The sequence below is a fragment of the Hominimerdicola aceti genome, assembly GCF_025567495.1.
Taxonomy (GTDB): Bacteria; Bacillota; Clostridia; order Oscillospirales; family Ruminococcaceae; genus Hominimerdicola; species Hominimerdicola aceti.
The window spans coordinates 242,677-256,055 of sequence record NZ_JAOQJZ010000002.1 but is presented as its reverse complement, the minus strand read 5'-3'; the positions used below and the strand labels follow the sequence as shown (position 1 = coordinate 256,055).

Sequence of the window (13,379 nt, the reverse complement as noted above, 5' to 3'; positions counted from 1 at the left end):
TTATAGGGGGTATCTTTATGAGATGTACAGTATGTGGGTGCGATATTCTGCCTAACAGCATTTGCTGTCAGAATTGTGGCACAAGAGTTATTGAAATGACAGGGGTAAATTCGGCACAGCCGAGGTATGGCAATAGTTTCAATAATAGCTTTAACAATGGTTTTGACAATGGTCTTAACAGCAATGTGAGGGCAGTGGGAAAGAATATGTCTATAGGCAAAAAGGTGCTTATCCTTTTGCTGGCATTGTTTGTGGGCGCAGCTATCGGTTTTGGATATTGGTACTATCACAATGTTTCAACTCATACCATTAGAGAGGAGAACTTTAGCGTTGAACTGCCAAGGTCACTTGAAAAGGCAACCACAATAGATTATGCGGCACAGAGCAGTGATGGAACTGTAAAAGCCAACGGAAAGTACGCCGATGTTAATAGCGATTTTCAGTATATGATCCTTGATTACTCTTCACTTGCCGGCGAAACAACGGATATTCTTACTGAGAAACTGTTTGTCACCTACATGAAGGGCAATTTGAAAAGTCAGTTTGGAAGCAGCTATAAAGAAGTGTATGCTGATGGTAACAAGCTTAAAATGACCTATCGTGCAAAAACGGGCGACGAAGTTTATAACTATGCTATATGCAAAAAGTCAGGTTATAAATATTATTGGTTTGTTTTTGGCTGTAAGGCTGATGAAAAGGATTTCTATGACCCGAAATTTGAAAAGTGGGCAAGCACTATCCATATCAATTAATACAAAATTTATAAAATCGATTTGTTAAATTATTGACATAATAAACAGCATATGTTAGAATAAAAGCATAAATTATATGAGGGAGAAAAAAATATGAAATGTCCTATTTGTTCGGCAAAGATCAGTGATACTGACGCTTTTTGTCCTAATTGTGGGTCGGCTGTGAAGTCTGAAACAAGCGGTTATATGGATTCTATCGACACATCAAACCTTGGTGAGAATGTTGGCTTTGGCAAGCGCAACACAACAGGTGCACAGCCTGTGAATGCAGTACCTCAGCAGAGTTATGCTCAGGGGCAGCAGTCTTATTGTCAGCCACAGAACGGCTACGCTCAGCAGAGTTATCCGCCTCCGCAGAATGGCAATTCTCAAACTCCATACGGCAGTGCATATGAGCCTTATAAGATAGCGCCTGTTACATCTGCTAAAAAGGGCATACCAAAGCCTTTGATGACAGTTCTTGTGTTTATCCTTGCGTTCTTGGTGGCTTTTGGTGTGAGATATTTTTACAAAAACACAGCTACGAAAACATTGCAGGGTACAGGCTATACAATGACAGCACCTGCGGATATTGAGAAATCTAGCAGTAAAAATCTGTATGCCCTTGATAACTTTTCCAACAACGAGGTGGGCATAAACGCTGTTAAGCTTTCATATTCTGATATTGCACTTTACGGCTATGGCAAGGGCGAGTCTGCATCGGATATCTTTGATTTTATCCTTGAAAACGGCTCAACAACCTTGAAAATAACCGGCAAGGATTCAAAATATATTTATTATACCCAGAGCATAGGAGATAAACATTATTACGGCATGAGTTCTATAACAGAGGGCAACGGTGGCTACTACATTTTTGATTTTCTCTGCGAGCAGAAAAATAAGTCAAAGTATGAAGATAAGTTCAAGGATTGGGCTGCTTCAGTTGAGATAAAGTAAATAATTCAAGCTGTCCTTCGGGGCAGCTTTTTTGTTTTGCATAAAAATCTTGCTTTTTTCGTCAAAAAGGTGTAAAATGAATCATATGACACAAAATTTGCTTTCCGCATAAAATGTACTAATAATATGTGGAGGTGATCTTGTGTTGAATCTTATACTTCTTCTGGCTCTTGTGCTGGCGGTCGTTATTTGGTTTTGGGTGAAATGGTATAAGGTGCGAAATGTTGGCAAGCGTGGAGGATATTTGCTTATCCCATGCAAAAAGAATACACATGAGCTTGAACATATGGTAAAAAGCTGCTATTGGGAGGAGTTTTTTCAGCCTGAATATTATGGAAGAGAAATAATCCTCGTTCAGCTTGACAAAAGCGAGATAAATTATGTTTCAAAGCGTTTGGAACAGGATTATAGCATCGTTCACTGTGTTGATATAACTGAACTTGCAGATTTTATCAAGCGCAGAGAGCTGAAATGCCATGAAAAATAGATCATTCGGAGAATAATATGGAAGATTTAAAGACCCTCAAGGGTGAGGTTGACAGCATAATATTTAAAAGTGAGGACACAGGCTTCTGTGTGCTTATGCTTAACTGTGACAATGACCTTATCACAGTTGTTGGCGAAATGGGTGACGTTGAGGAGGGCGAAGATCTCGTTGTAACAGGGGAGTTCACTTCACATCAGAAGTTCGGCGAGCAGTTCAAGGTGCATATCTTTGAGCGTTCTTTGCCTACTACCTCTGCAGCGATTCAGCGTTATCTTGCAAGCGGTGCTATATCAGGCATAGGGCCTGTACTTGCAAAAAAGCTTGTGAACAAGTTCGGGGACGATACCCTTGACATAATAGAAAATACTCCCGACAGGCTTACGGAGATAGACGGGATAACAGTGAAAAAAGCGGAAAAAATATCTCAGGAGTTCAAAACCACTTTTGCCGCAAGGTCTCTTATGTCATATCTTAACAAATTTGAGATAGAAACTTCTTATGGCATAAAGGCGTGGAAGCGTTGGGGCAACACTGCCGAGCAGATTATAAAATCAAACCCTTATGTGCTTTGTATTCAGGGCGTCGATCTGTCATTTTCCCGTGCGGACGCAGTTGCGGCAAAGTCTGATATCCCTGCTGACAGCGAGTGCAGGATAAAGGCAGGCATTACATATATTCTAAGACAAAACGCTGACCAAGGTCATACCTGCCTGCCTTTAGACAGTCTTGTGAAAACAGCGGTGAGTTATCTTGATGTTGATGAAAAGCTTATAAAAAAAGTAATCGAGGATGAAACCGAGGAGGAAAACCTCTACTATTACGATAAGCATGGCAGACGTTTTGTTATGCTTGCAGATTTTTACAAAGCTGAGGACTACATAGCAAGGAGACTTGCCATAATGCGGCAGATCTCTTATGACAATAAGATAGATTTTTCCGAAGTAATTGATCTTGAAGAGGAAAATAATGGCATACAATATGAAAAAATTCAGCGTGAAGCCATAAATCTTGCACTGTCAAAGGGTTTTCTTGTGCTGACGGGAGGACCAGGTACAGGAAAGACCACAACGCTCAACGCTATAATTTCTCTTTATCAGCAGCAAGGGCTTAACGTTATGATATGTGCACCAACAGGTAGAGCCGCCAAAAGGCTTTCTGACCTTACGGGATTTGACGCAAAAACCATCCATAGGCTTCTTGAAGTGAAGCATACAAGCGGTGACACACTTGCGTTTATACATGATGAAAACAATCTTCTCGATTGTGACGCTTTGATAATCGACGAGATGTCCATGGTGGATTCCTGCCTTTTTGAAGCCGTTTTGAGAGCCATAAGCGTTACCTGCAAGCTCGTTCTGGTGGGGGACAGCGATCAGCTTCCGTCAGTAGGTGCAGGAAATGTGCTAAAGGATATTATTGACAGCGGAGTAATGTCTGTTGTAACACTAAAAGAGATCTTCAGACAGGCACAGGAGTCTGAGATTGTTATGAACGCCCATAAGATAGTAAACGGCGAGCATATCGACCTAGCCAGCAAGGATAAGGATTTCTTTTTTATGCAACGGCTTGAATATGGAGAACTTCAGGATCTTGTGGTGGAGCTTTGCAAAACAAGGCTGCCAAAAGCCTACGATTACTCGCCCATTGACGACATTCAGGTGCTTTCGCCTACACGAAAAGGTCCTGCGGGTACTGTGGAGCTAAACAAGCGTCTACAGCAGGAGCTTAATCCTCCTGCCGCAGGAAAATCAGAGGTCAAGACCCCTGTTTATACTTTCAGAAAAGGTGACAAGGTCATGCAGACCAAGAATGATTATGAAATTCTTTGGAAAAAGTATATAACCGAGGACAAGACCGAAAGTGGCGCAGGCATTTTTAACGGCGATATAGGCATAATAATTGCAGTGAACAAGATACTTAAAACTGTGACTATAGATTTTGAGGGCAGAATAGCTGTCTATGACAAGCAAATGCTGGATAATCTGGAGCTTGCCTATGCCATAACAGTGCATAAAAGCCAAGGTTCTGAGTTTGATGTTGTCATTCTCACTGTATTCGGTGGATTTGACAAGCTTTATTACAGAAATCTGCTTTATACGGCTGTGACAAGAGCCAAAAGAATGCTTATAATAGTTGGCTCGAAAAAGCGTGTTGATTTTATGATAGATAATAATAAACGCACTTTGAGGTATACTGCACTTAAAAATATGCTAATGGAGCTTGTGGAGGGTGACGACAGTGGTCAGCAGACGCTTGATATATAAATTTCTGCTTGATTTTGTTTATCCTAATCGTTGTCCTATATGTGGAAGTTTTATAAAATGGGACGAGCTTTTGTGCAAAAATTGTGAATGTAAGCTGCCTTTTCATAAAAAAATATTGTGCGAAAAGTGCGGCAAGGATAAGTGCCTAGATCATGATTCACTACATTTTGATAGCATTTATACTCTTATGAGATATGAGGATATCTGCGTGAAAGCAATACATCAGCTTAAAGACGACAGACAGCTTAATTTTGCGGAATATTCTGCGAAGCTTCTGGGTAATGTGCTAAGAGTAAATGGTATCGCACAGCAGGCGGATATCATCACATCAGTGCCAATGCACAGATCAAAACGCCGTAAAAGGGGATATGATCAGGCACAAAAGCTTGCACACTTTACGGCTATGGAGCTTGGGATAAGAGAAGATCATCGTCTGCTTGGACGGACAAGGGATACCGCAGAACAGCATACTTTGACTGCCGCTCAACGAAAAACTCATGCGGGGGATATTTATTATTCTCTAGCGAAACACGCTGATATAAAAGGTAAAAATGTCCTGCTATTTGATGATGTTTACACAACAGGTGCAACTCTAAATGTCTGTAGCAGGCTGTTAAAAGAGATGGGTGCGAAAAAGGTGTTTTGTGCAGCTATCGCCACCACCTTGCTCGATGAAAAACACAAAGAATAAAATAGACCGCCTTCGGTATAATAATATCGGGAGGCGGTCTTTATGATAACTGAGGAACAGTTTGCGGCGATAAAAAGACTTATCGTGTCTGAAAACTGCATGATAGACAGGTTTGAGCATTATGTGAGTGAAATAAAAGAGCCGCAGCTAAAGGAAGATATGCAAAAGCTTACAGCGGCTTTGAAAAATCAGCGTTCAGGGTTGCTCACAAGTCTGGAGGATAACAATGGTAACTGACGGAAATATAATAAAAGAAGCAAGATTTTTTGTCAAGGCGTATTCAAAGGAGTTTTGTCAGACCTACAGTGATCTATGCGGAAGTCCTTTTGCGGAGTGTATAAAAAGTGCGCTTGACGGTCAGCTTAGAATAGCAGAGAAGCTTGAAAGTCTTGAAAAAACATACTGTGACAAAATCAAGCTACCAATTGCAGACAGTATTGATGTGAACAGATTTTTATATAAGAACAGGGAAGATATGAGGTAAAAAGTCCGCAGACGGTCGTCTGCGGACTTTTGTTATTTTGATATATGTACGTCAAGTTGGTCGAATGGTATGGAAATGCCGTTTGCGTCAAAGCGTTCCTTTGCCTCTTTGAGAAATTTGTATCGTATCTCCCAGTAAGCATCGGTCGGTATCCATACACGCATGATAAGGATTATAGCGCTTGCGCCATGCTCGCAGACAGCCACAAGCGGCTTGTCAGGCTCGTTTATTACCCTTGGCTCATCATTGAGCATTTCTCTAAGAATAGCCATTGCCTTGTTGTGGTCGTCATTGTAGCTGATAGAGAATTTCAGTTCAAGGCGACGTTTGTCGTCAGCAGTTATATTCGTAATAGTCGATTGTGAAACAACTCCGTTTGGTATAAATATCATCTTATTCTCAAGGGTCTTTAGGGTGGTGTAGAGTATAGAGATAGCGTCAACAGTTCCCTCTGAGTCGCCTATTTTTACATAATCACCGCATTTAAAAGGCTTTGAAAAAAGTATGATAAAGCCGCCTGCGACGTTTGAAAGACTGTTTTGAAGAGCAAGACCGATAGCAAGACCTGCTGCACCGATAGTTGCGACTATTGATGACATAGGTACTTGAAGTGCAGAAAGTGCCATTACTATTATTATAATAAGCAATACAGTGTGTACCACAGATGTGAGAAATTTATGTATAGTCACGTCTGTTCGACGCATGCTCAAACCTTTGTGCATGACCTTCAAAACAAGCTTGTCAAGAAGTATTCCTAAAAGAAAAATAACAGCCGCCGCTATAAGATGTGGTGTAAATTCCTCAAGCCAATTCAAAAATTTGTCAGACAAAAAAATCATCTCCGTAACATTATTATGTAAAGATATTATAACATCTTAACATGATATTTGCAAGTGTGCCCAATATATAAGTTTTTTTGCGTATTTATGCACTTTTATCAGAAATCATAACAAAAATAGGTGTTGACTTGGAGATAATTTTGTGAAAAAAATGTGGGAAAAAGTCTTGCTATTTGTGTGGCTTTGGTGTATAATAATATTATGTTTTATTATACTTACAGTAAGGAGAATTTTTTATGATCAATTTTCTTAACACTGCAGCTCAGATGGTTGCGGCAAAGAGTACGATCAGTCCAGACCAAAAAGATCTGGGTGCTGGAACTGTTGCCTCTGTCGTTATCACGGGTTTAGTTGTGGTATTTATCGGACTTGTTCTGCTTATTCTGCTTGTGTCGATATACGGCAAGATATTTGACGTTATCAACGGTAGAGCTGCAAGAAAGGCTGAAGAGGCAGAAAAAGCTGCTGAAGCTGCAAAGGCTGTTGCTAAGCCAGAGCCAATAAAGGCTGTTGCTCCTGTTGTAGAAGACGGCATTGAAGAAGAAACAGTTGCTGTTATCATGGCTGCAATTTCAGCTATGAGCAGTGAAGAGGGCAAGAAGCTCGTTCTTAAGAGCGTTAAAACTGCCAAGCCTCAAAGACCTGCATGGTCTACCGCAGGCATAATAGACAATACAAGACCATTTTAGTGCAGTTGACGTGAAAGGAACGTGATAATAGATGTCAATAATTAATTCATTTCTTGATACCATGGCGTCTTTGGCGTCACAGTCGGGTTTTGCGGGTTTCCTCGTAGACGGCGGCTGGAAAAATATCGTAATGATACTTATTTCATTCGTATTTATGTATCTGGCTATTGCAAAGGGCTTTGAGCCGCTTCTGCTTTTGCCTATCTCATTCGGTATGCTGCTTACAAACCTGCCATACGCTGAGATGTATCATCCAGACTTCTGGAACTATAAAACGGTTGCAGGCAATGACCACTATATAGATTATGGTCAGATACTTCAAAAGGGTGGTCTGTTGGATATTCTTTACATGGGCGTTAAGCTTCAGATCTATCCACCACTCATATTCCTTGGAATCGGTGCTATGACAGACTTTGGTCCGCTGATCGCAAGCCCTAAGAGCTTTCTTATGGGTGCTGCTGCACAGGGCGGTATCTTCTTTACATTCATCGGTGCGGCTCTCTTCGGCATGAGTGCTGCTGAGTGCGGTTCTATTGCTATCATCGGCGGTGCAGATGGTCCTACATCTATCTATGTATCTTCAAGACTTCTTACCTCAAACAGTAATATCGGCGTTGGTACTATTGCACTTGCAGCCTATACATATATGGCTCTTGTTCCTATTATCCAGCCGCCTATCATGAAGGCTCTTACAACAAAGAAAGAGCGTTCAGTAGTAATGGGTCAGCTAAGACCTGTTTCTAAGGTAGAAAAGCTTATTTTCCCTATCCTCGTAACTATCGTTATCTCACTCATGGTTCCTTCAGCAGCTCCACTGGTTGGTATGCTCATGTTTGGTAACCTTCTTAAAGAGAGTGGCGTCTGCGACAGACTTGTTAAGACTGCTCAGAATGAGCTTATGAACATCATCACTATCTTCCTTGGCGTAACAGTTGGTGCAACAACACAGGCAGATAAGATCATGAACATTCAGTTTGCAGAAGTTATGGCACTTGGCGTTGTGGCATTCTCAATTGGTACAGCCTGCGGCGTACTTCTTGGTAAGCTTATGTATGTTCTTTCAGGTCACAAGATCAATCCTCTTATCGGTTCAGCAGGTGTATCTGCCGTTCCAATGGCGGCTCGTATCTCTCAGAAGGTCGGTCAGCAGGAAGTTCCTACAAACTATCTGTTGATGCACGCTATGGGTCCTAATGTTGCCGGCGTTATCGGTTCAGCCGTTGCTGCTGGTGTTCTTCTTACAATTGTAAGATAAGATCAGAAATTTTTCGGGACGATGAAAAGCATCGTCCCGATTTTTGTGTATAGTATAGGAGTGTTGATATGTCAGAAAGTAAATTTTTTGCAGTGATATCTCGTATGAAATATATAAATCGCTGGGCACTTATGAGAAACACGATCAATGAGAATATTAGCGAGCATTCCCTTGAAGTTGCTTTTATCGCACATGTGCTTGCACTTATCAGAAATAAGCGATTTGGCGGTAATGTTTCTCCTGAGAGATGTGCGCTGCTTGCTATGTATCATGATGTCACCGAGATAATCACAGGTGACTTGCCTACGCCTATAAAATATTATAGCCATGAGATAAAAGGCGCATATGATGAGATCGAGCAGAAAGCCAAAAATACTCTGGTGTCTTATCTTCCTGATGATCTGAAAGAGGACTTTGAGCCGCTTTTCTGTAAAACTCCACAGGAAGAAGAAGCATGGTCTCTTGTTAAAGCGGCTGATAAGCTTTCTGCACTTATAAAGTGCCTTGAAGAAAGACAAATGGGAAATACTGATTTTGCATCAGCTGAAAAATCTACACTTGAATCTATTGTCGCAATGAATATTCCAGAAGCAAATGTTTTTCTTGATGAATTTATTCCAGCTTATACATTAACTCTTGACGAACAAGCTTGACAATGCCCCAGTGGTGTTGTATAATAGAAACTGAAATTATAGGACAATATTAAGTGGGAAGATATTGAATTAACGGAGGCTTTCAATTGGATATTATCGTTTCTGCGTCGCTGCTTGCCTGCGACTTTTCAAACCTTGCGTTCGAGATAAAGCGTGCTGAGGACGCTGGTGTTGACTGGATTCATTATGATGTCATGGACGGAATGTTTGTGAGAAATATAAGTTTTGGCGAACCGCTTTTGAAAAGTGTGGGCAAAAGCATAACTGTTCCAGTAGACGTTCATCTCATGATTTGCGATCCTATCAGATATATTGATAACTACGCAGATCTTGGAGCTGACATTATAACTTTTCATTATGAGGCGGCTGATGATCCGCAAGCTGTTATTGACAAAATACATTCGAGGGGGATCAAGGCAGGAATCTCCATTAAGCCTGCAACACCTGTAAGTGCGATCCAGCCATTTCTTAAATCTGTTGATATGGTACTCGTTATGACAGTAAACCCAGGTTTTGGCGGTCAAAAGTTTATTCCTGACACTCTTGAAAAAATAAGCGAAGTGAGATATCTGATTGACCAGACGGAAAGGGATATCAGACTTCAGGTTGACGGTGGCGTAAATCTCGAAACTGCTGGTTTGCTTAAAGAATCGGGTGCAGACACTTTAGTAACGGGAACATACGCTTTTAAGGCAAACGATATGCCAGAGGCTGTTAAGCTTCTAAGAGAAATAGTTTAGTTTTTCAAAGGGAGTACTGCTCAATAATGGGCTGTACTCCTTTATTTTGTTTATAATCACGTTGTCAGTAGCACAGGTTTTCAGTAAATCTTTTTTCGCAACTGTTGAGCGTGCGTATCCTATGGTGAAGATTAGAGCATGACCACTAGGAAGCTGATACAGACTGCTTTTTATAATCTTTTCGGAGTATTTTTTGTGTATTTCAGCAGCTTTTGATATTAGCTTGTTTGGATCGTAGCTGATTATGGCAAGTTCAGTGGTGTGATGATTGTCGTTTTTAGGTAGTATAAAATATATGTTTATTGTTTCTTCACTTGTCAAAGCAACATCAACTTCAATATTTCCTTCGGATATTTTTATAAGTCCTGTCTCCTTGAGTATAAACATGAGTTCAGATAAAAAATCTTTGCTTCTTTTGTTGTTTTTCTCAAAATCTTCAAAGGATATATTCATTATCCGCATATCCTTTTCGTTAAGAATAACTTTTATTTCATACTCTGACAGCCTTTTTATCTCCAAAACAAACACCCCTTATGTATAATGTCAGTCTGTGCTGTATCATTATACTCATAAGGGGTGATTTCTGTGAAAATTTGTTTATGAAAGCTGGTCGGAAAGCTCAGCCCACTCGTCCATTTTCTGGTCAAGGGCGGTTTTGGCTTCTTCAAGCTCTTTGCATTTCTCGCTCATTTTGCTGTAGTCGGAAGCTATCTCAGGGTCAGATATGGCATTTTCAAGTTCAAATATCAGAACTTCTGTGCCTTCGATCTCCTTTTCAAGTTCTCTTATGCGGTTGCGTTTTTGAGCGTCAGCGGCACGCTGTTCCTTACTGCGATATTGTCTTGCTTTGTTTTCTTTGTACGCTTTTTCCTCTTCGGCCCGCTTTATCTCTGCTTCGCTCTGCATCTTGAGCTGACGGGCAGCGTTCACCGCTTCGCTGTATGCGTCAAAGTTGCCCTCGTATGAGTTCACCTCGTCATGCTTTATCTCTATTATCCTGCTTGCTACCTTGTTGAGTAGATATCTGTCATGAGATACAAGGATTATCGTTCCACCAAACTCTGCCAAAGCGTCCTCCAGCATTTCTTTTGTGCTTAGGTCAAGGTGGTTTGTAGGCTCGTCAAGCACAAGTACATTTCCACGATTGAGAGCCATTATGGCAAAGCAAAGCTTTGCCCTTTCGCCACCGCTGAGAACAGAAATAGGCTTGAACACATTCTCGCCAGTAAGCAGAACTGCACCTAGCACGCTTCTTGCCTGTTGTTCTGATAATCTTGGATAGCGATCCATTATTTCTTCAAGCACTGTCTTATGGAGATCAAGTATAGCGTGTTCCTGTTCAAAATAGGATATCTTCACGTTTCCGCCCCAGCTTATATTGCCGCCCTCATGTGGGATAATGCCTTGGATAAGTTTCAGTATGGAAGTTTTTCCGATACCGTTTGCACCGATTATAGCAACGTGCTCTCCACGGCGAACGTTCATGGTAAGTGACTTTATAAGCTCCTTTTTGTCAGCACCATCGCCAACAACCAGCGGACAGTCAACAACTCGTACGATATCCTTTGTTGGTTCAATATCATATTCAAGCTTTATCTTTGGAGGTTTTGAGTACATAAGCGGTTTGTCGATACGCTCGATACGGTCAAGCATATGCTGTCTTGACTTCGCCATTTTTGAGGTTGACGCCCTGACGAGATTTTTCGCCACATAGTCCTCAAGCTTTGCTATCTCTTTTTGCTGTGCCTCATATTCTTTGAGCTGACGCTCTGAGTTCATTTTCTTTTGCACAAGATAGGAGGAATAGTCCCCTCGATATGATGTGAGCCTGCCTTGTTCTATCTCACATATTCTCGTACAGACCTTGTTTAGAAAATATCTGTCGTGTGAAACTATGATTATTGCACCCTTGTAGCCTTTGAGATAGTCCTCTAACCACATGAGCGTTTCAAAATCAAGGTGGTTGGTAGGCTCGTCAAGTATAAGCAGATTAGGCTCTTCAAGAAGAAGCTTAGCTAGTGCAAGACGTGTTTTTTCACCGCCTGAAAGGGTAGAGATGACTCTGTCTGTAGGTGTTGAGCCAAAGCCCATGCCGTTAAGCACCTGCTTTATTTTTACATCTATCCTATATCCGTCCCGAGCCTCAAAGTATGAAGAAAGCTCGGCATATTCGTGGCTTATACTGTCAATATTTCCGCCATCTGCCATTTTCTTTTCAAGGACTTTCATTTTATCCAGTGTTTCAAGGAGGGGAGCAAAAGCGTTCTTCATTTCCTCACCTATGGTAAGTTCAGAATTAAGTCCACTGTTCTGCCTTAAAAAGCCAATGGAAGCCTTGCCTGCGATATTCACAGAGCCTAGTCCTTCGGGGGTCTTGTCATAGCCCTCACTGCCTGTAATGATATTAAGCAGTGTAGACTTTCCACATCCGTTTATGCCGATAAGTCCAACAGCTTCTCTGTCTTCAACTGTAAAATTTATATCCTTGAGCAGTGCCTGCCCATTGAAATATTTGTAAAGATGTTCAACATTCAATAACATTGTATATTTCTCCTGTAACAATTATCAGAACTTATTATACACTATTTTCTTATTGATTTCAACCTTTTTTATTTTATTGCTGCACTTATGCCATGCTTAATAAAAAAATATGAAAAAAGTGCGTAAAACTATGTACTTTTTGATCGAGATGTGGTATAATGAAAACAAGTCTATAATTTTAGTCTTGATAGGCTGATTATTTTATCCGAAAGGACGGGTGATGTTAGGGTTGGAGCAGAAGCTTTCTTTGTATGGTTTTAATAATCTAACCAAGACCCTTAGCTTTAACATATATGATGTATGTTATGCCAAAACTGAAAGAGAACAAAAGGAATATATTGCTTATATTGACGAGCAGTATAATTCAGAAAGACTTACGAAAATTCTTTGCGACGTTACTGAGATGATAGGCGCAAGGATACTTAATATATCAAAACAGGATTATGAGCCGCAGGGTGCGTCTGTGAACGTGCTTATTGCTGAAAAAGCCCTCGATGAGGACAGTATCGACCCTTCGTGCAATCAAGGAAAAATAGGCGGCGATGTGCCTGAAATGATACACGCTCACCTTGACAAAAGCCATGTAACTGTTCACACATTTCCTGAATATCACCCAGACAACTCCATTTCCACATTCCGAGTGGATATAGATGTTTCTACTTGCGGAACTATTTCTCCGCTAAACGCACTGAATTATCTTATCAGCAGCTTTGACTCTGATATTATCACTATTGACTACCGAGTAAGAGGCTTTACGCGAGATGTTTTGGGAAAAAAGTTTTTTATCGATCACAAGATAACTTCGATTCAGGATTATATAGATAAAAATACGCTGACTAAATATGACGCTATAGACGTCAATGTTTACCAGTCAAACATTTTCCATACCAAGCTTCTCATTAAGGATATCGACTTGCAGAATTATCTTTTCAAGCAGGACGTATATGAGCTTACGCCGAAGCAAAGGCTTGACATAACAGATAGTCTGCGCCGTGAGATGATCGAGATATACAGCGGCATGAACATATACTGATAAGGTAGTGATAGA

The 13,379-nt window shown here is 40.8% G+C and carries 15 protein-coding genes; 12 read left to right on the top strand and 3 right to left on the bottom strand.

Features of this window, described 5'->3' with window-relative positions:
* Positions 1–17 precede the first annotated feature (17 nt).
* The 7 genes from OCV57_RS03385 to OCV57_RS03355 all read left to right on the top strand — a co-directional run bounded on the left by OCV57_RS03385 (position 18) and on the right by OCV57_RS03355 (position 5,614).
* Positions 18–752, top strand: a complete 735-nt coding sequence (locus OCV57_RS03385) for a hypothetical protein (RefSeq protein WP_195249191.1) — start codon at positions 18–20, stop codon at positions 750–752.
* 93 nt (positions 753–845) lie between these two features.
* Positions 846–1,688: a zinc-ribbon domain-containing protein gene (locus OCV57_RS03380; RefSeq protein WP_267300441.1), complete on the top strand. Its 843-nt coding sequence runs from the start codon at positions 846–848 to the stop codon at positions 1,686–1,688.
* A gap of 142 nt (positions 1,689–1,830) precedes the next feature.
* Positions 1,831–2,175: a hypothetical protein gene (locus OCV57_RS03375; protein WP_117876122.1), complete on the top strand. Its 345-nt coding sequence runs from the start codon at positions 1,831–1,833 to the stop codon at positions 2,173–2,175.
* A 17-nt stretch (positions 2,176–2,192) separates the two neighbouring features.
* Positions 2,193–4,439 carry an SF1B family DNA helicase RecD2 gene (gene recD2 / locus OCV57_RS03370; RefSeq protein ID WP_117938599.1) on the top strand — a complete coding sequence of 749 codons (2,247 nt, stop codon included), beginning with the start codon at positions 2,193–2,195 and terminating at the stop codon, positions 4,437–4,439.
* Positions 4,414–5,130, top strand: coding sequence for a ComF family protein (locus tag OCV57_RS03365; protein ID WP_267300440.1), 717 nt, complete (start codon positions 4,414–4,416; stop codon positions 5,128–5,130). The genes recD2 and OCV57_RS03365 overlap by 26 nt, the downstream gene beginning before the upstream one ends.
* A 42-nt stretch (positions 5,131–5,172) precedes the next feature.
* Complete coding sequence (locus OCV57_RS03360; RefSeq protein ID WP_022286749.1) at positions 5,173–5,367, top strand: hypothetical protein; 195 nt, start codon at positions 5,173–5,175, stop codon at positions 5,365–5,367.
* Positions 5,357–5,614 carry a hypothetical protein gene (locus OCV57_RS03355; protein ID WP_267300439.1) on the top strand — a complete coding sequence of 86 codons (258 nt, stop codon included), beginning with the start codon at positions 5,357–5,359 and terminating at the stop codon, positions 5,612–5,614. The genes OCV57_RS03360 and OCV57_RS03355 overlap by 11 nt, the downstream gene beginning before the upstream one ends.
* A gap of 32 nt (positions 5,615–5,646) precedes the next feature.
* Here the strand turns inward: OCV57_RS03355 and OCV57_RS03350 are convergent, their stop codons facing one another.
* Positions 5,647–6,453 (bottom strand): mechanosensitive ion channel family protein, encoded by an 807-nt coding sequence (locus tag OCV57_RS03350; protein ID WP_117864016.1) that lies wholly within the window; start codon positions 6,451–6,453, stop codon positions 5,647–5,649.
* Positions 6,454–6,689: 236 nt separating this feature from the next.
* Between OCV57_RS03350 and OCV57_RS03345 the strand changes: the two genes are divergently transcribed.
* From OCV57_RS03345 to rpe, 4 genes are all read left to right on the top strand, one after another.
* Complete coding sequence (locus OCV57_RS03345) at positions 6,690–7,142, top strand: OadG family transporter subunit (protein ID WP_117957928.1); 453 nt, start codon at positions 6,690–6,692, stop codon at positions 7,140–7,142.
* A gap of 31 nt (positions 7,143–7,173) precedes the next feature.
* The gene (locus tag OCV57_RS03340; RefSeq protein WP_046439744.1) at positions 7,174–8,397 is read left to right on the top strand and encodes a sodium ion-translocating decarboxylase subunit beta; all 1,224 of its coding nucleotides are present in this window, start codon (positions 7,174–7,176) and stop codon (positions 8,395–8,397) included.
* A gap of 68 nt (positions 8,398–8,465) precedes the next feature.
* Positions 8,466–9,050 (top strand): 5'-deoxynucleotidase, encoded by a 585-nt coding sequence (yfbR, locus tag OCV57_RS03335; protein WP_267300438.1) that lies wholly within the window; start codon positions 8,466–8,468, stop codon positions 9,048–9,050.
* An 86-nt stretch (positions 9,051–9,136) separates the two neighbouring features.
* Positions 9,137–9,790 carry a ribulose-phosphate 3-epimerase gene (rpe, locus tag OCV57_RS03330; protein WP_117891716.1) on the top strand — a complete coding sequence of 218 codons (654 nt, stop codon included), beginning with the start codon at positions 9,137–9,139 and terminating at the stop codon, positions 9,788–9,790.
* Here the strand turns inward: rpe and OCV57_RS03325 are convergent.
* Positions 9,773–10,309 carry an adaptor protein MecA gene (locus tag OCV57_RS03325; protein ID WP_046439739.1) on the bottom strand — a complete coding sequence of 179 codons (537 nt, stop codon included), beginning with the start codon at positions 10,307–10,309 and terminating at the stop codon, positions 9,773–9,775. The genes rpe and OCV57_RS03325 overlap by 18 nt on opposite strands.
* Before the next feature lie 78 nt (positions 10,310–10,387).
* Positions 10,388–12,331, bottom strand: coding sequence for an ABC-F family ATP-binding cassette domain-containing protein (locus OCV57_RS03320; RefSeq protein ID WP_267300437.1), 1,944 nt, complete (start codon positions 12,329–12,331; stop codon positions 10,388–10,390).
* A 217-nt stretch (positions 12,332–12,548) separates the two neighbouring features.
* Here OCV57_RS03320 and speD point away from each other — a divergent pair, with 217 nt between their 5' ends.
* Positions 12,549–13,364, top strand: coding sequence for an adenosylmethionine decarboxylase (gene speD, locus OCV57_RS03315; RefSeq protein ID WP_171028812.1), 816 nt, complete (start codon positions 12,549–12,551; stop codon positions 13,362–13,364).
* The last annotated feature ends 15 nt before the right edge of the window (positions 13,365–13,379 follow it).

What these genes read in the sequence shown, in the direction of transcription:
- OCV57_RS03385 (WP_195249191.1), top strand. Translation starts at nt 18, where the DNA reads ATGAGATGTACAGTATGTGGGTGCGATATTCTGCCTAACAGCATTTGC.
- OCV57_RS03380 (WP_267300441.1), top strand. Translation starts at nt 846, where the DNA reads ATGAAATGTCCTATTTGTTCGGCAAAGATCAGTGATACTGACGCTTTT.
- recD2 (WP_117938599.1), top strand. Translation starts at nt 2,193, where the DNA reads ATGGAAGATTTAAAGACCCTCAAGGGTGAGGTTGACAGCATAATATTT.
- OCV57_RS03360 (WP_022286749.1), top strand. Translation starts at nt 5,173, where the DNA reads ATGATAACTGAGGAACAGTTTGCGGCGATAAAAAGACTTATCGTGTCT.
- OCV57_RS03355 (WP_267300439.1), top strand. Translation starts at nt 5,357, where the DNA reads ATGGTAACTGACGGAAATATAATAAAAGAAGCAAGATTTTTTGTCAAG.
- OCV57_RS03350 (WP_117864016.1), bottom strand. Translation starts at nt 6,453, where the DNA reads ATGATTTTTTTGTCTGACAAATTTTTGAATTGGCTTGAGGAATTTACA.
- OCV57_RS03345 (WP_117957928.1), top strand. Translation starts at nt 6,690, where the DNA reads ATGATCAATTTTCTTAACACTGCAGCTCAGATGGTTGCGGCAAAGAGT.
- OCV57_RS03340 (WP_046439744.1), top strand. Translation starts at nt 7,174, where the DNA reads ATGTCAATAATTAATTCATTTCTTGATACCATGGCGTCTTTGGCGTCA.
- yfbR (WP_267300438.1), top strand. Translation starts at nt 8,466, where the DNA reads ATGTCAGAAAGTAAATTTTTTGCAGTGATATCTCGTATGAAATATATA.
- OCV57_RS03320 (WP_267300437.1), bottom strand. Translation starts at nt 12,331, where the DNA reads ATGTTATTGAATGTTGAACATCTTTACAAATATTTCAATGGGCAGGCA.